18 protein-coding genes are annotated in these 21,683 nt (G+C 44.8%); 7 read left to right on the top strand and 11 right to left on the bottom strand.

The window, feature by feature from the left end; all coding sequences use genetic code 11:
* The first annotated feature begins 3 nt into the window (after positions 1-3).
* The 3 genes from narJ to EKG38_RS15500 all read left to right on the top strand — a co-directional run bounded on the left by narJ (position 4) and on the right by EKG38_RS15500 (position 2,578).
* Positions 4-738, top strand: a complete 735-nt coding sequence (gene narJ / locus EKG38_RS15510; RefSeq protein WP_126521143.1) for a nitrate reductase molybdenum cofactor assembly chaperone — start codon at positions 4-6, stop codon at positions 736-738.
* Between the two features lie 10 nt (positions 739-748).
* Positions 749-1,426 (top strand): respiratory nitrate reductase subunit gamma, encoded by a 678-nt coding sequence (narI, locus tag EKG38_RS15505; protein ID WP_126521142.1) that lies wholly within the window; start codon positions 749-751, stop codon positions 1,424-1,426.
* Between the two features lie 339 nt (positions 1,427-1,765).
* Positions 1,766-2,578 carry a peptidylprolyl isomerase gene (locus tag EKG38_RS15500; RefSeq protein WP_126521141.1) on the top strand — a complete coding sequence of 271 codons (813 nt, stop codon included), beginning with the start codon at positions 1,766-1,768 and terminating at the stop codon, positions 2,576-2,578.
* A gap of 136 nt (positions 2,579-2,714) precedes the next feature.
* Here the strand turns inward: EKG38_RS15500 and EKG38_RS15495 are convergent, their stop codons facing one another.
* The 11 genes from EKG38_RS15495 to rmuC all read right to left on the bottom strand — a co-directional run bounded on the left by EKG38_RS15495 (position 2,715) and on the right by rmuC (position 16,973).
* A complete protein-coding gene (locus tag EKG38_RS15495) occupies positions 2,715-3,245 on the bottom strand; it encodes an HPP family protein (RefSeq protein ID WP_246033183.1) in 531 nt (176 codons plus the stop codon).
* Between the two features lie 321 nt (positions 3,246-3,566).
* Complete coding sequence (locus EKG38_RS15490; protein ID WP_126521139.1) at positions 3,567-3,833, bottom strand: hypothetical protein; 267 nt, start codon at positions 3,831-3,833, stop codon at positions 3,567-3,569.
* Positions 3,834-3,977: 144 nt separating this feature from the next.
* A complete protein-coding gene (locus tag EKG38_RS15485; RefSeq protein WP_246033182.1) occupies positions 3,978-4,343 on the bottom strand; it encodes a ribonucleotide reductase subunit alpha in 366 nt (121 codons plus the stop codon).
* A gap of 264 nt (positions 4,344-4,607) precedes the next feature.
* On the bottom strand, positions 4,608-6,338 hold the full coding sequence (locus EKG38_RS15480) for a bifunctional protein-serine/threonine kinase/phosphatase (protein ID WP_126521137.1): 1,731 nt from the start codon (positions 6,336-6,338) through the stop codon (positions 4,608-4,610).
* Between the two features lie 80 nt (positions 6,339-6,418).
* Complete coding sequence (locus EKG38_RS15475; protein ID WP_126521136.1) at positions 6,419-7,894, bottom strand: NarK family nitrate/nitrite MFS transporter; 1,476 nt, start codon at positions 7,892-7,894, stop codon at positions 6,419-6,421.
* Between the two features lie 551 nt (positions 7,895-8,445).
* A complete protein-coding gene (locus EKG38_RS15470) occupies positions 8,446-10,470 on the bottom strand; it encodes a transglutaminase TgpA family protein (RefSeq protein ID WP_126521135.1) in 2,025 nt (674 codons plus the stop codon).
* An 8-nt stretch (positions 10,471-10,478) separates the two neighbouring features.
* The gene (locus tag EKG38_RS15465) at positions 10,479-11,456 is read right to left on the bottom strand and encodes a DUF58 domain-containing protein (protein ID WP_126521134.1); all 978 of its coding nucleotides are present in this window, start codon (positions 11,454-11,456) and stop codon (positions 10,479-10,481) included.
* Positions 11,457-11,471: 15 nt separating this feature from the next.
* A complete protein-coding gene (locus EKG38_RS15460; RefSeq protein WP_126521133.1) occupies positions 11,472-12,383 on the bottom strand; it encodes an AAA family ATPase in 912 nt (303 codons plus the stop codon).
* 147 nt (positions 12,384-12,530) lie between these two features.
* Positions 12,531-13,226 carry an EAL domain-containing protein gene (locus tag EKG38_RS15455; protein WP_126521132.1) on the bottom strand — a complete coding sequence of 232 codons (696 nt, stop codon included), beginning with the start codon at positions 13,224-13,226 and terminating at the stop codon, positions 12,531-12,533.
* A gap of 225 nt (positions 13,227-13,451) precedes the next feature.
* A complete protein-coding gene (locus tag EKG38_RS15450; protein WP_126521131.1) occupies positions 13,452-15,401 on the bottom strand; it encodes a transglycosylase SLT domain-containing protein in 1,950 nt (649 codons plus the stop codon).
* A 75-nt stretch (positions 15,402-15,476) separates the two neighbouring features.
* Positions 15,477-16,973 carry a DNA recombination protein RmuC gene (gene rmuC / locus EKG38_RS15445; protein WP_126521250.1) on the bottom strand — a complete coding sequence of 499 codons (1,497 nt, stop codon included), beginning with the start codon at positions 16,971-16,973 and terminating at the stop codon, positions 15,477-15,479.
* A gap of 362 nt (positions 16,974-17,335) precedes the next feature.
* Here rmuC and msrP point away from each other — a divergent pair, with 362 nt between their 5' ends.
* The 4 genes from msrP (at position 17,336) to EKG38_RS15425 (ending at position 21,666) form a co-directional block, all read left to right on the top strand.
* Positions 17,336-18,358 carry a protein-methionine-sulfoxide reductase catalytic subunit MsrP gene (gene msrP, locus EKG38_RS15440; protein ID WP_126521130.1) on the top strand — a complete coding sequence of 341 codons (1,023 nt, stop codon included), beginning with the start codon at positions 17,336-17,338 and terminating at the stop codon, positions 18,356-18,358.
* Positions 18,359-18,490: 132 nt separating this feature from the next.
* On the top strand, positions 18,491-19,120 hold the full coding sequence (msrQ, locus tag EKG38_RS15435; protein ID WP_126521129.1) for a protein-methionine-sulfoxide reductase heme-binding subunit MsrQ: 630 nt from the start codon (positions 18,491-18,493) through the stop codon (positions 19,118-19,120).
* A 186-nt stretch (positions 19,121-19,306) separates the two neighbouring features.
* Complete coding sequence (locus EKG38_RS15430) at positions 19,307-20,953, top strand: methyl-accepting chemotaxis protein (RefSeq protein ID WP_126521128.1); 1,647 nt, start codon at positions 19,307-19,309, stop codon at positions 20,951-20,953.
* 218 nt (positions 20,954-21,171) lie between these two features.
* The gene (locus tag EKG38_RS15425; protein ID WP_126521127.1) at positions 21,172-21,666 is read left to right on the top strand and encodes a putative 4-hydroxy-4-methyl-2-oxoglutarate aldolase; all 495 of its coding nucleotides are present in this window, start codon (positions 21,172-21,174) and stop codon (positions 21,664-21,666) included.
* Positions 21,667-21,683 lie beyond the last annotated feature (17 nt).

Genomic DNA, 21,683 nt, shown 5'->3' with positions numbered 1-21,683 from the left:
ACTGTGCTTATCCTCAAAGTCGTTTCACGTTTATTAGATTATCCAACCGCCGAGCTTTTTAGTGCGGCAGACGAGATAGTTGACGTTGTGAATCAATCGGATGAACTCAGCCCTCAAAACCGTGCCGAGTTGGTGGATTTTATCCGCCAACTTACGGCAAGGGATTTATATGACGCTCAGGAGAGCTATGACCTGTTGTTCGACCGTGGTCGTGCGCTTTCCCTGCTGTTGTTTGAACACGTTCACGGTGAGTCACGTGATCGTGGTCAGGCGATGGTTGACTTGATGAATGTCTATAAATCCAATGGTTTTGAAGTCGATTCATCACAATTGCCGGATTACATTCCACTCTATCTTGAGTTTTTAAGTGAGCAATCACCTGAGTTTATTCAAGAATGGTTGGGAGATATCAGTCATATCTTAACTATGTTATCTGAGCGATTGATCGATCGTAAATGCTATTACAACGTGCTCTTAGATTCACTGATCGAAGTCTCTGGTGTCGAGGTTGATCGCGCTGAAATTGCTGAAGCTGTCAGCAAGGAAGAGCGCGATGATACCGTCGAAGCCATAGATAAAGAGTGGGAAGATAAAGAGATCCGTTTTGATGACCCCGCGGGTGGACAGTGTCCGAGTGCTGGTATGCAGAGCTCACAGAAGTCACTAGATCCAAACACCGTTCATCAAGTTCCAATCAAGTGGCACGATGCAGATGCTGCAGAAGTGGCGGGATTGTAAGGAGAAAACTATGTCAAATTTAAATTTTTTACTATTCGGGATTTATCCCTTTATTGCGATAACCGTGTTCTTCGTCGGATGTTGGATTCGCTATGATCGTGAGCCATATAGCTGGAAAGCCGATTCGAGCCAGTTAATGGAACAGAAAGGCTTTTGGTTAGCGAGTAACCTGTTCCACATAGGTGTCATTTTCATTCTCGCTGGACACTTTGTTGGTTTGCTAACACCCGAATCTATCTATCATCACTTTATCTCCAGCCCTAACAAGCAGTTGCTGGCGATGGTGAGTGGTGGCTTCTTCGGAGTTGTCTGTCTGGTCGGTTTGGTGATGTTGATTAAACGTCGTTTAAACAATGCCCGGGTTAAGGCTAACACCAGACGATCAGATATGGTTGTGCTGTATATGTTGCTGGTTCAGGTCTCTCTGGGCTTGTTAACTGTCGTTGTTTCTATGGGTCACTTAGACGGCTCTGTGATGGTGCTCTTGGGTACCTGGACGCAAAGCATTGCGACACTTCAAGGTGCACAAGCGGCTGCGGCGATTGAATCTGTAAACATCATCTACAAGTTACATATCCTGGTTGGTTTAACCTTGATTATGATATTCCCATTTACCCGCTTGGTTCATGTTATCAGTGTTCCGGTGAAGTATCTTGCGAGAAACTATCAAATCGTGCGTCAACGTTAACCTTGATAGCTTGAGTTAAATAAGCGGACAGAGTTGTCTGTCCGCTTTCATTAGGTTTTAATTAGCGTATTAACTAACGATTGAGATTAAGGAGCTTGATTTCAACCGTTAGTTAATAACTGAAATGGATAGTTGTATTGCGCATTCAATGTTTAGATAGGTGTTTAGATGAATGCTTGAATAAATTTATTGATGACGGCTTAACGGCTGAATTATTTTAACTATTAAAATTGTATCTCTGTCAAAATTAAATTAGGTGTAAACCTTTACTGAATCCAGTCATAGAGTCCATAAAGTTAACCTTTGGGTCTATGACTAATAATTAAAAGAGTAGTAATTATGAGTTCATGTGGCACAAGTACCCCAACGACCCCATCTAAAGAAGCATTGCCAGTTATCTGTGTAAATGGTGTGACTATTGAAGAGACTGCACTTGCTAATGAGCTACAGTATCACGCGCACAAGAATTTTGATGTTGTTGTACAACAAGCCGGACAGACATTGGTTATCAGGCAATTACTGGTTGAGCAGGCTGAAAAACTTGGTCTGGATGTGTCCGGTGATAATGAGGAGAAAGGGGTTCAGTCTCTGTTAGAGACTCAGGTTATTTATGACGATCCTAAAGAGGACGATTGTCAGCGTTATTTTGATAATAATCGTGCAAAGTTCACCACTATGCCGCTGATGGAGGTCGACCATATACTGCTCGCCGCCGCAAAAGATGACATCGAAGGCAGAGATGACGCTAAAACAGATGCTAATGATATCATCAGCCGACTTCAAGACGATCCCTCTCTCTTTGCTGACCTGGCTAAACACCACTCGGCTTGTCCCTCAAAGGAAACCGGAGGGTCGTTGGGGCAGATCAGTAACGGGCAAACGGTTCCTGAGTTTGAACGACAGCTGATGCTGTTACCCGAAGGATTGGCTTCTAAACCACTCGAATCTCGCTATGGTCTTCATGTCGTGAATATCGCGAGAAAAATTGAGGGGAAGCCACTCGAGTATTCTATGGTTTATGACAAGGTTCGCGGCTACTTGATCCACAGATCCTCTCATCTTGCGATTCAAGCCTATATTCATAACTTAGTCGAAAAGGCTGACATTTCAGGTGTCAAAGTGATGTTTGCTGATGAGAATGTTCACGTTTAATCGCAAATACCTCTTTTCTTAAACTCTGTAATACAGGGTAGTAATGTTTTGAAAAAGCGGCAGTGATGCCGCTTTTTTAATGCTCTGGATCTGAAATACAGAATCAAATCTATTGCTTTTATTCGACGACTTCACTTCACTTCACTTCATTGCTCATCGACTGCTTCAGCCAGCTCTCACTGTTTGAGCCGTTTACAACGAAGGGGTTTGTTTCTCTGAAAGTGCCGATGGCCATCGCTATCGAAAGCAATATTATCGAGTTAAAAAATACCGGTACGATGACAAAGTAGTAGCCAAGCTCATGTACTGTGCTGCCACCAATAACCGCCGTGACGGCCGTTGCGCCGCCGGGAGGGTGCATGGAGCCTGTATAGTGCATAGCTAACATGGCGACACCGATGGCGACCGATGAAGCTAATACCGGGCTTGGGATCAGATAATAGGCAGAAATGCCGATAAGAGCCGAGATAAGGTGTCCGCCGACCAGCGGCCAGGGCTGAGATACCGGACTATGTGGGATCCCAAAAATTAGCATGGCCGAGGCTCCGGTCGACGCTAATACCATTGGCATATTATCGGCCTCGAGAATGCTGTTACTGAAAAAAGAGGCGCATAATGTCGCGAAGAATGCACCGACTATTGAGGCGAAGACTTCTTGATTGGACATCTTTCTCATCGGCATAGGCGTTTACCCATTGAGTATTTAACATAAGCATAACACCATAAATGTTAAACATAAATGTGAGCGGAACAGACGATCGACTTACTTGATAAAAACTCATCTTCAATGGGTACCGTTTTGCTGGAGGGGGCACATACGTTTGCTGTGCAGTGTGGGGCTAATGAGCGGCGCAGAAATCTGTTGCATGTAGAGATGGATAACAGGAAACTCAGGATCTGACTATTCGTGCCGGGGGAAGTGCAGTATTGATGAGTGAATCAACCCTGTTAACAATATAGTGAGGATGGCGAGCCGTTTATGCCGTAACTAATCTATAAGTTTATTTTTTACCATGGAACGGTGTACCTTTGAGCCAATTCTGGCCAGATCTGAGAGGTCCAGTAAACTGGGTTTCTCATCACTTTCCAGTTTGCATTCCCAGTATTCAACCTCTGAGCTGATGTATTCCATCAACTTTTTGGGGCAGCCGACGCAGACACCTGCACAGATCTCGTGTTCAGGCACTTCGAAGGGCAGGGCTGCTTTGATCTGCTCTATGAGGATTTGCATCGCTTGGGTAGTGTTAGGCTTCAAAGATGGATATTCACTCTTATATTCATTCGATTGTGTTAATGCATTTTCTCAAAAGCAAAAGGCTGGCACCGAATACCTATCATCACAGAGTGAATGTTATCAGGTATCATCGGCTGACCAGCCACATTATAACGCAATGCTCAATTAGCCGTTCGCTTCCAGCTCAATTGGGTTCTCTTCACGGTCAAAGATGACGTAACGGCCGATGCCGTTGCCGGTCTCTATATCGTTGGCCATCTTATTTAAAAATGGCTCAGCTTCATCGGTAGTAGGTGCCACTCCATTCTCACCACTCAGGCTGGCAATGAAGACAAAATTCCATTGTTTTGCAATCGAGTCGGCCTCTTTGACTAATGCATCAAAGGTGGTGAGCTCAGAAGGCAATTTGTCTACGCACATCACCGGGGAGATGGTTCCACGTTGGTGTTTTTTGCTCTTTTTAGGATTGGTTGACTCAGCATCGGCAAAAAGGAACATCAGACGTTGGGGGGCCGATTGTTCATTGGTCATTTGGAGAAGTTCTTTGAACATTTTTATCATGTAATTCTCACTTTAAACTAAATTTTGTGCTCAGGTGATTTAGGGAAATGATAATATTTCTATTTATTAGAATAAAAGTTCTAAATAGAAAATCATTCTTTTAATTATTATGTTAGCTGAATATTCAATGCCACTGTCACTTAACTTAAGAGCTTAGGTTTATATCGAAAAAATATAAATGCAAGCTCATTAAAGTTGGACAAATGATACCATAAATTCAGCAGTGTAACGTCATCAGCCTTGTTTAAACATAGCGATGACCAATATCAACATGAGGATCCAGAAACCTGATAATAATTGCCAAAATAACACCTGACTCTTATTCTTTGTCACCTTGGGATCATCACGCAGGTAGATGGGATTTGGATGCCTTAAGTCGGTTAAAAATTCATCTATGTTTTCATAACGTTCCTCTAAATCGAATGCGACGCCCCGCTGAAGTGTTCTGTCGAACCACATAGGGATAACGGGATTGACTTCATTGGCGGGTATGTAGCGAAGCCTGTCGTATTCAAAAGCAGTTTGGCATTCCTCAATTTTTTCACCATAGGGGAGTTTGCCACAAAATAGCTCATAACTGATGGTGGCCAGAGCGTAAAGATCACCTTGGATCCCGGTATTTTTACCAAGCAGGTATTTAGGGTCTGAGTAAGTTGCGGTTCCCAGTGCACCTTCGTGCTCCAATGGAATGAAAACCTCCGCAAGGCCTGCGACAAAGACCGAACCAAAGTCGACAATTTTTATATTGTTATCTTTATCAATCAAAATATTGGCCGGTTTTAAGTCTTGATGGATGGTTTCCATCTTATGGAACTCGGCTAACCCCTTAGCAATTTTCTCGATAATTGATATTGCCAACTTAGGTTTAGGAAAGTGGTTTTGTTTCATCCACTTATCCATCGATACACCGTGTACATACTCCATCAGATAATATAAGCAGGTTCTCGGCCTTTCCTGCTCGATTATCCTGACGACGTATTCACTGCTTATCCGTTTGCCAATCCACTCCTCCTGTATAAATCGATCGATATAGCCGGTGTCCTCTTGGAAGGTGATAGACGGTGTTTTCATCACCATTTGAAAGCCTGTGTCTGTGTCTTCGACCAGATAGAGCTGACTGCGGCTACTGGCGAACAACTCCTTGATGACCTTATAGCCATCGAGTTTCACACCAGGATCCAGTGGCGGTGGAAACGGTAACCGTAATAACTTTGAGTTGTAATCGTTGAGACTTTCGTTTGGAAGCTGATTTACCTGAGCAATAACCCCGCTGATATTATCATCGCTGCCATTATCGAATGCGGTTTTGGCTAACAGATCGATTTTTTCCTGCTCAGACATTTTTAACGAGAGGATTTCGATAAGTTTGTCCGAATCGACAAAGTCATGGATCCCATCTGAGGTCGCAAGCAACAGATCGTTATCCTCCAGATCCACGGTGCTGTAATCTATCTGTAGGCAGTTGTCCATGCCTACCGCACGAGCTAAAAAGCTGCGTCCTGTCGCAATGCTTGCAACATGGTCTCTTGTCAGTTGTTTTAGTTCATTATTTCGGTAGAGATAGGCTCTACTGTCACCCACATGGAAAAGGTGGCAAGTACGTGACTTAATGACCAAGCCTGTGAAGGTTGTCAGATAACCTTTCTCTTCACTGGCAAACTCATGGCTACGTTTAAAGAGGGTAATGTTGATGCTTGAGAGTAGTTTTTGTCCGGAATGTTTTACTGACCAGGTATCCGGGGTAGGGTAGTAGTCGTCGATGAAGCGTTTTACCGCAGTTTCACTCGCATCTTTACCCGCTTCGGCGCTGCTTACACCATCGGCGACAGCAAGAATGATCCCTTTACCCTCTAATAATCTATCCTCAACCGGAGCAAAAAATCCAACCGCATCTTCATTAATCTCCTTTAAACCTTTTTCGCTATGGCTTGCCAGATTTATGTTTAGACGATTGGATTTTGTCATAATAAATATCTTTTTATTAATAGGTACTTAGATAGAAAACCTTACCAGTTATCTATAACTAATAACAATCAATATTGGAATTAGTTAACGTCGATCAGTTCAACGGTACCATCTTCGTTTACTTCAGCCATATGGCCTTTTGGCTCATTGAGGAACATGACGGCAAAGAAAATCACCGCCGCGGAAGCCGCAATTACCATAAAGAAGGTACTGTAATCCACAAAGGAGAGCACGGTTAAGTAGGTGACGGCACCAACGTTACCATAGGCTCCGGCCATTCCGGCTATCTGCCCTGTCATGCGGCGTTTAACCAGAGGTACGATTGCAAATACAGCCCCTTCACCCGCTTGAACGAAGAATGAGCAGCACATGGTTGCAATAACAGCCAGTGGTATAAACCATCCACCGTCGACTTGACTCAGTACTAAGTAACCTACGGCTAAACCACCGATGAAGATCATCAGGCTCTTGCGGCGACCAAATTTATCACTGAACCAACCGCCGGTAGGGCGCGCGACCAGGTTCATAAAGGCAAAACCTGAAGCAAGCAGACCCGCTTTTACCGGATCTAACCCTTCGAACGTTTCTAAGAAGAATAGTGGCAGCATAGAGACAACAGCAAGCTCAGAACCAAAGGTGACAAAATAGGCCACATCTAAGATAGCGACTTGTTTGAAGTCATATTTCTCGATGTCAGCGACACCTTTAGTCAGATTATCTTTGTTTACACGCCAGATAGAGTTGACTTGAATAAAAAACAGGACAACTAAGCCAAACCACATTAAATACATGGCTTGTGTCGTAAACAGGTTTACTCCCGTTGGAGAGAGCTTCCATGCGAGTACGGCCAAAGCGATATACATAGGAATGTTCATCAGCAGATAGAAGTAAAAATCTTTCCTGCTGGTGACCTCTAAACCGCCAGATTTTTTAGGTTTAAAGTAAGTCGAGCCTTTTGGTGTATTACGGGCCATGGTGTAAAAGAAGAAACCATATAGACCGGCAATGATACCCGTTAGACCTAACGCGTATCTCCAGCCGTCGTCGCCGCCAAAAGCATAGGCGATTGTCGGGAGTGACATTGCTGCCGCCGCCGAACCGAAGTTACCCCAACCGCCATAGATCCCCTCGGCGATGCCGACCTGTTTGGCCGGGAACCACTCACCAACGAGACGAATACCGATAACAAAACCGGCACCCACAAATCCGAGTAGGAACCTGAACAATGCAAGCTGTTCGAAGCTTTGGGCCATTGCAAAACCCATACAGATGAACGATGAGGAGATTAATAGTCCAGAGTAGATAATTCTGGGACCAAATTTGTCGACTAAGATACCGACAATAATTCGTGCCGGGATTGTCAAAGCAACGTTTAGTATGAGCAATGCCTTAACTTGTGCGCTTGTTAGGTCGAAAGCCTCTTTGATGAAAACTAACAGAGGGGCATGACTGAACCAGACGACAAATGTTAAGAAAAAAGCAAACCATGTAACGTGAAGTGTTTTAATTTTTGGATCTGCAAAGTTGAGCAGATTCATTTTCCCTTCGTTAGACATTTAATAAACTCCATCAAGTTATTACGAAGAAATGTTCATGTTTGTGCAAATGTTAAATTTTTATTTTTTTTGTAACTGAGGATAGTTTGCGCTAATCATACAAGTGTTTGTTGATTTATATCAAGATTATTGCGAATGCATGACGAATGTGGTCTATATAGTTGATGTTGGAGGTGTGTCACGTTGATTCTGTGATCAATATCTAATTATGCAGCGTAGTTGTATGGTTGGAAGCCTTGCTTGTTGTTGTTTTGTTGGGTTTTACTACCCTTAAGGGGTAATGTTTAGCCATGTTCAAATAAGTTGTTCGCGCGCATGTTTAGTAATGTATGACGGTGTTTCATTGACGCAAAAATTTAAAGTGGGCATGTGATAAATAAGTTTGTCACTTCATTTCAATCATCTACATTCATTGTTTTCTCATCGGGTATGTTGCCTTTGTGTTGTCAGCTTGTTGTGGTGTGACCTCGTTTGGGGAAAAAAACACTGTATCAATGAATACTCATTAGGGGGTATTTGTTTGACCGTTTCATCACGTTTTATCGTCGATATTAGTTTGTCTTACCTTTTAAAATTTTTAATTTCAACTTTCTGGATTGCTTTAAAAATAGTTTGACTGTCTTCTTTCTTCTGTGTGAAGAGAGGGGTTGATACTTAAGCGCCACATAATATTGAGTGAAGCGTCTAAAATCGGTTGCGATACCCGGAAAGGCCTGCTCCACGATAGCGCAAAAATCTGTTGGTCCCTGCTTTTTGTCTCTTGTTACACCCTTCTTCCCGAGTATGTGACACATACCAAGATAGGTTGAAGCGACCCGGTCTTTATCTCTGTAAAAATGGAGAAGACCCGCGCTATAAGCAATAACAAGGCCGATAAAGGTGATACTCACCAGCATAAAAATGGCTATCTTTTGCTGTGTAACTTCCCCTAATAACTTTTGAAGGATCTGCTCCTGTTTGCTTTTGTCAAAACCCAGAACCCACACGCTCCAATAGTAATCGATACTTGCCAGCGTGAGCCTCAATTCGTTGAGAAGCGGAAACTCCCTTAGCCTTAAAGGGCTAAATGGACTATCTAACAGGTAGCTGTCTTGTGCTTGAAAATAGGAGTCAAATCCTTCGAGTACTCGCTCTGGTGCGATCATGGCGGTGGGGTCATACCTAACCCAGCCTCTATTCTCAACCCATACTTCTGTCCAGGCATGTGCCATGTATTGATAGATACTCAGATAACCGGCACTTTGGTTAAATTCGCCGCCTTGGTAACCGGTTACCAAACGCGCCGGAAGGCCCGAGGCCCTGGCCATAAAAGTGAATGCACTGGCGTAATGAACACAGAAACCGGCTTTATTCTCGAACAGGAAATCATCAATCTGTTGAGGCCCAACCCGGGGAGGCGTGAGTGTATAAAAGTAGGGTTGCTCGGTGAAGTATCTCATCATGGCGTTGAGTCTGTTTGCCGGATCGGGGAAGCCTTTCTTAAAGGATTGTGCTAACTCGAAGGTACGGGAATTAATGTCATCTGGTAGCTGTAAATTAAGCTGTCTGACTGCAATGTCGAGTGTCTTATCCATGGCATATTCAGGATAGGAGTCGACATGGTATTGAAATTTTTGATCGACAGCTCTTGCTGAATATAGACGGTAATCGGGCAGGTTGATGATGCCTATATCACTACTGAATGCTGCATCTAATCCAAATAACCAATGTTGATTACTCGGTTCGGCGATCACTGAGTATTGTATTGGGGAGCCTTTGGGCTGTTGCCGTCTTGGGGTTGTAAATGGCGTATTCTCTTCGATATCTTTAATACTCGAGTTTTGCGTCCATCGGCTACCATCGTAGTCTTCCATCACCAACGCTCGCCAGTAGAGTTGCTGATTGCTCGGTGGTGACATTGAAAATTCGGCCCTGAAAGCCAAGGCGGCCGATCGTGTTAGTTCTGTAATATCACCGAAGCTCACCTCATCTGATAAGCCGGTTTGAGCGGATTTCTGTTGCGGCACCATCCAAAGGGGAGGAAGTCTGGGGAGTACCAGGAAGAGTAGGGCTGCCAGAGGCAGGCTCTGTAAAAGAAGTTTAAAGCCAATTCGAGCCGTCTCTTTTAATTTCACATCTTCTCTATAGAGACTCACTAACACGCAGGTGTTTATCCCGGTGACAAAGGCGAGATTTACGGCATAGAAAATGGATTGTTGGTCGATGAAGGTGATGGCGATAAGAAAATAGCCGACCAGTACCACGGTTCTGACATCACGACGGTTTCTCATCTCAATGTACTTAAGCGCGTAGCCTAAGATAAGCAGGTTGATGAGTCCGTTTAATAAACCTATCTGTGAGGTGACGAGTGCCAGTGTAATAGTCGATGCAATTGCCAGAGACGTGACGAGATACCTGGGGGGCTTTGCGACCTTTCCGATGAAGATCCCGAAGCGCCAGACAAGACAGATCCCACATATTGCCATGCTCCACGGGGTGAGCTTATCGTACAGGGGCGCGAGAACCGCGATATTAACGATAAGCAGCCATAACAGGCTATGGCGGGAGATGATCTCTTCCTGACTTGAATGTGTCATGAGGCTCCCTATACGCACTGTGGAAGCAGGGCGAGCTGCTGTAGACAGTGTACGCGGTGTGTATCACCTTCTGCGGGGAGAATTTTTTTCCGACCAATAACCAGGCCGAAGACTTGTCCTCGCCCGCTCATTTTGTCGATTGCCCAGGTCAGTTCGCTTAACTGCTTTTCAAGGCTGGGAGAGTTCAGATCTTCAATGATTAACCAGTGGGGCTCTCCCTGGGGCTGCTGAAACTCTTTACTTAGCATGCCTCGCCCCTGAGCGAGTTGTTTCCATGCGACCTGCCTCAAGGATTCTCCCGGGATATGTTGCCTTAGCCCTTTAAATTCATCGACTCCGGGAATATGCATGCCCCTGTCGCCAGTGATATTCTGGTTATCGGCATCGATCGATTTAAGCTGTGAATGTGACGCTAAGGGCGTGGCAAAAACAATGTGCGGGTTATCAAGATTGACATGTGACCAGGCTCGGAATAGGCCGAGTGGATACCGGGATTCAATTTTTAAACGACCCGGTGAGACTCTGCCCCGGACAAGGTTATCGAACGGCACCAGTGTCACTATTGGCTCTTCACCGATGGTTTTTATCACTTTAATCCGGTTATCAGGATAATTAAGCTGCACTTCAAACTGGGGTTGAGAGGAGGAGAGTTTTACCGGGAAAACGAGTGTTTCTCCGGCATAGGCCTGGGGAGGCACGGACGCGTTTAAGGTGAGCCCGGCAAGATTGCGATAGCTGTAGATGATGCAGGTATTAAACAGACTCAGTAGCAGAATGCTTAACCCTATGACTAAGTTATTTTGATAATTTGTGCCAAATACAAATAAAATTAACACCAGAAATATCCAGAACAAACCAAAGCCCGTCGGGAGTATGAAGATACTTTTATGGGCTAACGTCACCCTTGCTGCCGGAGGCAGCCGTCTGTTGAGCCATTGAGCCCACCAGAGATTAAACCTGCTTTCCTTAGTGCCGTTTTTCTTCATGACTCTAAGGTTACGTCAAAGTATCGGGTTGATGTTGCTGAGGATTTTCTGGGATAGCGCTTCTCCCTGTTGTTGGCTGCTGCTGCGAATTCGATGTTCGGCGACCGCAGAGAATACGGCCTGTACATCTTCGGGCACCAGATAGCTACGTTTGTGGATAAAAGCCCATGCTTTCGAGGCCTGCAGGAGTGCTTTACTGGCTCGGGGTGAGAGGCCATACCCCTCATTTTGAGTACGGGACGCTTCAATCAAAGCCAGGATATACCCCAGTAAGGCATCTGATGCACTGACTTTTTCCACCTCCTGTTGTAATTGACTCAGCTCCAGTTGAGTGATGCACTGAGGGAGTGTATTCATCTGAGGGGATTGGTCATGGCCCTTAAGCATGGCCAATTCGGCTGCTGCGCTCGGGTAACCTATAGATAGGCGCATCATAAAACGATCCAGCTGAGACTCCGGAAGAGGAAATGTGCCGGCTTGCTCACTGGGGTTCTGGGTCGCAATAACAAAGAAAGGACTGGGAAGAGGATGCGTGATCCCATCGATGGTGATCTGATGTTCTGCCATGGCTTCGAGCAGGGCACTTTGGGTCTTGGGGCTGGCTCGGTTTATCTCATCGGCCAGTATCATCTGCTTGAAGATTGGTCCCGGGTGGAACACAAACTGTGATTGTTCCTTGTCAAATATCGACACACCTAAGATGTCGGCCGGAAGCATGTCGCTGGTGAATTGAACGCGCTGATAGCTGAGGCCCAAACTCTGTGCAATGCCATGAGATAGGCTGGTTTTCCCCATACCGGGCAGATCTTCGATGAGAAGGTGACCCCTGGCCAAGATACAGGTGAGTGCCAATTTTATCTGTTCAGGTTTGCCTAAAAGTACACGGCCTAGCTGGGTTATAAGCTCTGTGATAGGTGGCTGTGTCATCGAAGTCCCTTTGCTGTTTGCGTGTTAAATATCACTATGCGATAAAACGGCACATTGATCCAGTTTACGCCATTAGCTTCTCAAGGTTCATTTTTGAGCCAGTCGGGACACATCGGGTTGAACTCCCTTAGGCATATCTAATTTATATTAAATCAACTTAACAGAGCAGTCGGCATATTGAAATTGAGGTTTAAATAGAAAACCTTGCACCAGATCGACGCCAAGCTCTTGGGCAAGCTTGAGTTGTTCTCTTGTTTCAACGCCCTCTAAGACTGTCTTTTTATTGCTGTCTTTTGCAAATTGAATCAATGCTTTCATTAAATGTTGCAGTTCAACACTGCTGGATTGATTGAGCCATTCGATGTCGAATTTTAAAATGTTAACTTGGCTCAATAACTCTAAAGATAGCATGGAGTGGGGCGCGCCGATGTCATCGAGTGCCACCGATATCTGTTTAGCTTTGAGCTGAGAAACGAGCCGGGTCGATAGATTCGCATCGTTGATGCAGGTGTTTTCGATGATCTCAACGGTGAGATCGGCACGTGTTGATAATAACGCCAGCATGCTGTCGCCGCTGTTCTCTATTGCATGGGGATCTAAATTAATGAACAGCGGTAATGAAGGATTGGAGTGCTCGAGTTGGAATTGTTTCGCTTTCATCTCTATGTTTGCAAGTAGAGTGGTTTGACTGTGAAGTTGCTCGAAAATGACGTTTGGTGGCGTCGACACTCCCTGTCGATTGCGAAACCGTGACAGAGCCTCATAACCATAGACCTGTAGGTCAGATGTCTGTATCAAGGGTTGGTATTCTGCGCTTAAGTAAAGCGTGTCAAGTGCAATCATAGGCGTTTCAGCAGGAACCGACGTTAACTTAATGTAAATGGTAATTATTCACATTATGGCCCGTGAGTCTAAAATCTTTACATAACGGAGGGTTAACAGGGGGATTTTTCGACAAAAGCTTAAAAGAAACCTGTAAATTCCAGTTCATCGATGCCTTGTTTCAGCCCTTTCTGACAGAGCCTTCTGAATAAGGTCTTCCCCTGTACTCGCTTTGAGTATTTAGAATTAGTATTTGAAATTTAACTCCTGCGCCGAAAACAGCTCCGGCGACCCGCCTTGTTTTATTTGATAGATCACGCGATAACTGAGTACCGCTTGCACATACTCCCGGGTTTCGGTGAAAGGTATCGATTCGATAAAAGCCATGACATCCAGCTTTCCCTCAGTCTGTTTTAGCCAACGTTTAACTCTGTGAGGCCCAGCGTTGTACGCGGCAGTCGCCAGCACACGATTATTGTTAAACTGTTTGAGTAAGCGGGCGTAATAGGCGCTGCCCAGACGAATGTTAGTCTCTGCCTGATACAGGCTACGCTGGCCTTTGTACTTGATCCCCTCTTTTCTGGCTGTCTCTTTTGCTGTCGCTGGCATCAGCTGCATCAGACCTCGTGCGCCGACGCCTGAGGTTGCATAGGGGTAAAATGCACTCTCTCTTCGGGCAATGGCTCTGAGTTCATCGATGTCGACGTTTTGCTTCTTGCTCGCTCTGATAAAGGCTGCATCGGCGGCGTAGGGGAACCTCAGTGTCATGTCGTTCCAGAGTTTGCCTTGAATGCTGGCCTGCACGCCAAGGTCATGCCACTGGTTTTCCAGTGCCAGCGTCGCATACTCTTTTTGCATCGCTTTGCCGTGACGGTTTAACATCTGTATCCATTCAGATCTGGCATCGATGATTTTATCGATAGCAAGCAGTTCAATGACCCGGCTTAATCCCCGGTCATCGTGGAGCCTCTCTCTTAATGTGCCGTCACTCACCGTATCTTTGTGTTCTAAGCTGAAGCTTGCCTTGAGCTCGTTGGCAGCGGTAAAACCATAAAAATTACGAAGTTGACTCAGCTGAGTTAACTTTGTTGCATCAGTAGTTTTGTCTGATGTGTCGATTCTCGATTGCCAATATAACCATCTGGGATTAGCGCTTTTTTGTTCACTGAGCAGGGGTAAAAAAGTATTGACCGCCACAAAATCATTTTCACGTAACGCCCATCTCAACCTGGCTTCGATTAGATCATCACTGTCCAGCAGGGGAAGCATTGAATCGACAAAGCCTTTGAGTTTTGCCTCTTGCTTTACAATCGCTCGCTTAATTAAGTAACGGCTGAGTTTTCGGCCCTGATAGTCACTGAACCTATCCGCTTTTTGGTAGGTAACATATAGCTTTACGGCTTGGTTAAGGTCTTTTCTGGCTAGTTTTCTCAACCCGGCATTGACGATGTCGGCATTAATCTTGGCTGAATCTTGATATTTTTTGGTATGTCTTAAGCTTCTGGGATCTCTGTAAACCGTAAGCAGCTTCTTCGCCTCTCTCTTATGTGTAGTGACCTTCTTCGATAGGTACTTCAGTAGAGAGTATTGGTTGGCATTGAAGCTGAGTAACATGCGGGACCAGATTAACTCTTGTGAGCGATAGCCGGCCTTCTCCCATGCCTTAAACAGGGGATCGCACTCATCTGGGCGAGATTTTCCATATAACCAGAGTGTTTGGGCTCCCTTAAATGCCGTTTCTTCATTGCCTTGAGAGAGTTGCGCACGATAGAAGTAGCACTGAAGGGCGATGTTGTTTGGTCTGCTTGGACTAATGACTAAAAAATCTTGCCACCGCTTTCGTGAGCCCGCTCGTTTCAGGTAACGAAAGCGGGCCGTGTTGTATAGAGGGGTCGCTTCAAATTGAGCTAACTCCTTAAGTGCTTTCTCACCCTTGTGGGTCAAAATGCTATCGATATTGGCATGAAAGTCGAGATAGACGGCTAAGGGGTAGTCGTCTAACTGAGACCGCAATCGTGTATAGGTCTTGCTTTTCTTATTATCTAACGCCTTACGCGCGTCCAAATATCTCTGCTGATCAGAAGTATAGTTGCTTGAGTGAGCCGGCCACGTGACGGCAATGGCCGCTACTGCCATTAAAATCGTGATAATCGCTAGCAATCGGTTTGTTAAAATGCCAATCAACAACTTATGCATTTTGAGTATTCCTTCGTAATAGGACTGCTTTTACATCCTTCAATATCATCACATTGGCTCAACGGCAGATTCAGATCAATTTAACTTTTTTTCATCTAGGTGGTAATCGACGAGGGCCTTATCGAGCAGGCGGGGATCGAGTTTCTTACTCGTATCTACCCCTAACTGCTGCATCTGGTGTGCCTGTTTGACCAAGTTTCCTTTTCCGCTGGATAGTTTATTCATGGCGCTGGCATAGGTTTTTTCCGCTCCCTCCAGTGCTCGGCCTAACTTGTCCATATCGTCCATATATCCACACAGTTTATCGTATATTTTCCCAGCCTGTTTGGCGATCTGTTGCGCATTTTGATTCTGATATTCATAACGCCAGATATTATTAATGGTCCTTAATGCCACGAGCAAGTTTGTCGGGCTCACTAACATAATATTTTGTTCCAAGGCATAGTTGACCAAACTTGGGTCATGCTCGAGAGCCAGCAGGAACGCGGGCTCGAGTGGAATGAACATTAACACGTAATCCAGACTGGTTAATCCATGGAGCTTTTGGTAATCCTTCTGACTCAGACCTTTAATATGTCCTCTCACCGAAAGGACATGATCTTTAAGTGCCTGAGCCCGAATATTGTCATTATCACTATTGAAGTAACGTTCATAAGCCACCAGTGACATCTTTGCATCTATAACCACATCTTTGTTTTCGGGTAGATGCACGATAACATCCGGTTTAAAGCGTTTGCCATCATCATTTTTTAGATCGCTTTGAGTGTCATATTCATGTCCCTCTCGCAATCCACTCTCCTGCAAGACGCGGTCTAAAATCACCTCTCCCCAATTACCCTGTTGTTTATTATCACCTTTAAGAGCGTTGGTCAGGTTTACTGCGTCCTGGCTCATCTGCAGATTGAGTGTTTTTAGCGATTCCAGTTGATGGTTGAATGCACTGCGTTGAGATTGCTCGTTAGTGTATGACTCATGAACTTGTTTTCTAAACCCTTCTAACTGCTGTTTAAAAGGCGCGAGAATACTGTCGAGTTGATGAGTATTTTGATGCTGAAGTTTTTCGCTTCGCTCTTCGAAAATTTTGTTGGCCAAGTTTTCAAATTGGGTTTTAAGTCGGAGTTCGGCATCTTGTAAGACGGTAACTTTATCCTGCATCGCTTCCTGCTCTGCCGTAAATTTAACGGTCAGTGTCTGTTGCATCGCATTGGATTTTGATAGTGCCAATTGAGTTTCCATCAGCTTTCGCTGGCACTCGTTAAATTGAGCCTCTAATTTAGGGAGTCTCCCCGCCTCGGCCTGTGCTTTTCCAAAAGCGGCCAGGTTTTGTTCTAATTTGAATTGAAATTGATCGAGTTGCTGATCTTTATCACCGAGCAAAGTGTCACTATTGCTTAATGCCTCCTGTATTTTCTCCATTGCTTGCTGATGTTGAACCACCAGATCTTCTCTTACACTCTGCCATCTATGGCGAGTGAGTTTCTGATTCAGAAGCGCCCCGATTAAAATTGCCAGAAAAGAGACGGCTGCCAAGACTAAAATTTCGGGTAGAGAAAGTGCGATATCGATAGGCATAAAGAGAGGGGCCATAATTATAGGGGTCAAAGGAAAGTCATAGATTCTCATGCAGAGTCGCTATCTTCAAGTGCCTTAGAGGTAAATGAATAACTCTTAATCGATTATTGTGCCGACACACGCCTACGAAGGGGGGACGTGTGTTAAGAAACAAAGGTGCAAGGTGATGCGCCATATCGTATAAGCTATTCTGCAAAGGCGTTGAGCCAGGCAAATTTATGTGGATGTTATCTATGGCCTGTAGCTGACATAGAGGAGAGGAAAGTAGATTGTCGTTACTCACATAGTTAATGTAACTTGGTGTGAAATAGATCACGTTTCATCACGGTCTTATTTTGGAAGAAGAATAGAAGGGGCGCTGAATGCATTTTCATAAGAGACCATCGTGGGACAAGTATAAAGATTGTGATGTCACACCTGAGCAGGTGTTTAACGATCGTAGGCGCATCTTGAAACAGATGGGGTTTGTCGGTGCCAGTGCATTACTGTCTTCGAATGCAAATGCGGGTATTTTTGATCTGTTTGGTGATAAAAAAGATAAGTCTCAGTTCCTACGTTCAGACTTACCCCATACCAAGAATACTCAATATGATTCTGTGCTAAACGGTGTATTAACACCCGAGAGCAAAGTGATTACGCATAATAATTTCTACGAGTTTGGCACAGCTAAATCTGATCCTTCAGAAAATGCCCAAGGCTTCAATGTTGAGCCGTGGAAGTTAGTTGTAGATGGGTTAGTCGATAATCCTCTTACTTTGGATTACGACGACCTGTTGAAACTATTTGCATTGGAAGAGCGGACTCATCTGCTTAGGTGTGTAGAAGCCTGGTCTATGGTGATCCCTTGGGTTGGTTTTCCGCTGGCGGCTCTACTTAAGAAGGCGGGAGTGAAGAATAAAGCCACCCATGTCGCTTTTGAGACCCTGTTTGAACCTGAGCAGATGCCGGGTCAAAAAAGCCGATTGATGGGGGGAGGGATCCATTATCCCTACGTCGAAGGCCTCACCATGGCCGAGGCGATGAATGACCTGTCATTCCTCTCTGTTGGCCTATACGGGAAAACGTTACCGCCACAAAATGGAGCGCCCATCCGTCTGGTCGTTCCATGGAAGTATGGTTTTAAGAGTATTAAATCCATTGTGAGAATTCGAGTCACAGACAGGCAGCCTCCGACGAGCTGGAATCAGTTAGCCTCAAATGAATATGGCTTCTATGCCAACGTGAACCCGGAAGTGGATCATCCTCGCTGGTCTCAGGCAACGGAGCGGCGGATCGGTGAAGGAGGGCTGTTTTCAGCAAAGAGAATTAATACGCAAGCTTTCAATGGCTATGGTGAACAGGTGGCAGACATATATAAAGGCATGGACCTTAAGCGCTATTTCTAATTCGTAGCTCGGGTCATGATGACTGGTAGGTAAGGCATGTTTTTACTCGAGTCATCAGCGGTTTTATTTCTTTGGTACTTCTTTGGTGCTTCTTTGATATTAGTTTTTTGGTATTAGTGTTTGGAGTTGTGAATGCGGTTGACGACAAAACATCTTTTTTGGTTAAAGACAGTGATTCACCTTGTCGCTATTTTTCCGATTGGATATCTGATTTTTCTTGTTCTGACGAATGGGGCGGGTGGCGATCCTGTTCAGTTCATCATCCACTATACCGGGATCGGTGCGTTAAATACCTTGGTTGTCTTGCTAATGGTGTCGCCTCTCGCACGTAAGTTTAAACAGGGGATACTCATTCAAACCCGCAGAATGTTAGGTTTGTATATTTTTGCCTATGCTTCACTGCATATCATGGCATTTGTCAGCCTGGACCTCTTATTCGAGTGGTCACTGTTTCTGCAAGAGGTGGTAAAGCGTCCTTATATTGTGGTGGGGATGATCTGTTATCTCATCTTGATTGCACTTTCTATCACCTCGCTGAAATCACTGAAACGAAAAATGGGTAAGCGCTGGCAGCAACTGCATAATCTGGTATACCTCTTAGCACTGTTAGCGCCGATTCATTTCTACTGGTCAGTCAAATCTGAAGTGATAGAACCCAGCATTTATATACTGGTGATCTGTTTTCTCTTGCTGCTGAGGCTAGGTCTATCAGCAAAGTTATCTCAATCTCTCTCCTGGTTGAAGCTCAGATTGAATATGTAAGTGCACAGGACTCCCAAAATTTGGCCTTGTAGCAGGCTATATTCAAATTATGTCGGCTGCCTTTAAATTTTGTGATACACATCTCGGAAAATCCCTCGCGTTAATGATTGGAAATCTTTGACAAACTCGGTTTTATCTTCGAAGGTTATAAGTAGGGTCAATTTCATCAATGCTTAGGGAATGACAATGGACAGTATTAATCGTTTGTTTCGAAAGGTAAAAATTTCAACTCGCCTCTTTGTCATGTTGGGGTTATCGATCGTTGCGACCGTTTTTATGTTTCTCTTTGCCCTTATAAGTATTGAAAACCTGTTAGTGGCTGAGAAAGAGGCTAAGTTGTCCTCATTGGCCGATGTCGGTGAAAAAGTGATATTTCGTTATTACCAAAGTGCTCAAGCTGGCGAAATAACAGAAGAGGAGGCTAAGCAAAGTGCCATTTTAGCTCTGGATGAATTGAGATATGCGGGTAAGGAGTATTATTGGACCATAGATACCAATGGTGTGATGATTCAGCATGCGTTTGCTAAAAAGCTGATTGGTACCAATGTATTGGGGATAAAAGACCCTAACGGGGTCAAGTTGTTTGAATTAATGGTGTCAGGGACAGAGCGTAAAGAGTATGCGCTTATCGAATATATGTGGAATCGACCTAATGCCACAGACCCGAGTCCTAAGATGAGTGTGGTAAAGCGCTTTAAACCTTGGGGATGGATTGTCGGTACGGGGATGTACGTGGATGATATTAAAACACAAGAAGCGGCTTTTGCCTGGCAGTATCTGTTTGTCGGGGGGCTGGTTTGGTTACCCGTTATCTTTATTCTGTTTATCATAATTCAAAGCATATCGAGACCCATGCAGCAGACAATTTCAGCATTTGAGAATATTGCTAAAGGTGAAGGGGATCTGACCCTGCGATTGGAAGAGTCCGGCAGTGATGAGCTCAAAGAGGTAGCCAGTAATTTCAATATTTTTATCGTAAAAATTCAGGCCGTTGTGCAGTCGGTATTGGCTTCAGTTTCCCATAGCCAGGAGCTGGCCACCGGTCTGGCTGCCATCTCTTTGGAAGCAAATGAAGTCACCAATAATATGCAGTCTGAGACGGAAAGTGTCGCAACCGCGATTAATGAGATGTCCATGGCGGCATCAGAAGTTGCCTCTAATGCACAGCTTGCCGCAGACAGTGCCGGAAGTGCAGATTCAGAAGCGGATAGGACGACGAGTGTAGTGGGTAGTGCGATGGACAAGATTAATGAGCTTTCGATTGAGCTGGAAACCACATCGGAAGTTGCACAAGGCCTGCAAGTGAGCTCAGGAAAAATAGGCCAAATTCTAGATGTTATCGTGGGTATTGCTGAGCAAACTAACTTGCTTGCACTGAATGCTGCCATCGAAGCCGCGCGAGCTGGTGAAGCGGGCCGTGGTTTTGCCGTGGTTGCCGATGAGGTGAGGACATTGGCAAGTCGTACACAGGAGTCTACGCAAGAAATTAATGGCATTATCGATGCTATCAAACATTCGATCGTGAGTGTCAACCAGTCTGTTGAGAAGGCTAAGCTCCGATCCAGTGAGACGGTTCAGGAAACGGGGCAAGTGGTGGATGCACTGGAGACCATTAAGTCATCTATTCGTCAGATTTCAGACATGAATATTCAAATTGCCGCCGCGACAGAGGAGCAGAGCGCCGTTATTGCAGAGTTAAATATGAATGTGACTCGAATTAATGATATCTCGTTAGAGAATCAAGAGAAGAGTGTCCAGATCGGCAATTCGAGTCAACAGATACAGGACGGTTCAACAGAGCTGAACAGTTTAGTATCAAGTTTTAAGATTTAGCCATGTAAAGATTCAACAATATCGTGAGTGACGAGAGCCAGGCTTATAGCCTGGCTTTTTGTATCAGGCCGAAACCAGAACCGTAACAGACTTTTGACCATAAATTGAGCTTTCCTGTTAATCGAATCCGAAGAAAAACCTGTAAAAATAATAGGTTCATCTTGTTCGACGATTATGTAGCGGGTAATCTGAACTTTCATTATCCTCCGGAGCTCCCTATGAATGACCTGTTACCCGATTTATTTGATCACTTTGATGGTGAACTTTCGCTTTTATCCGCTAAATTTAAACAGTATGGAAAGAGAGACATATTCTGGGGCGAGGTCGTCACGATTAAGTGCTTTGAAGATAATTCCAAAGTGAAACAGATACTGGCAACAGAGGGGAAGGGGAAAGTGCTCGTTGTCGATGGTGATGCCTCCATGGACTGGGCGCTCCTGGGGGATTTAATCGCCTTAAGTGCTGTAGATAATGGCTGGGAAGGCGTTGTCATCAATGGTTGTGTCAGGGATGCGGGGGCACTTAAGAAGATGGACCTTGGCATTAAGGCTCTTGGTGTCAACCCGATTAAGACGGTTAAACTCGATCGAGGAGAGGTCAATATTTCACTCGAGATGGACAGCGTTATCATTGAGCCGGGCATGATGCTATATTCGGACGAAAATGGTATCGCAATCGCACCTAAGGCGTTAGATCTCTCTTTCTTGTTGTAAATTTATTCGCAAAATTC

It is taken from the genome of Shewanella canadensis, from assembly GCF_003966225.1.
Lineage (GTDB): Bacteria > Pseudomonadota > Gammaproteobacteria > Enterobacterales > Shewanellaceae > Shewanella > Shewanella canadensis.
Note: the sequence above shows the minus strand (reverse complement) of the source record. Positions and strands in the feature narration are given on the sequence as shown.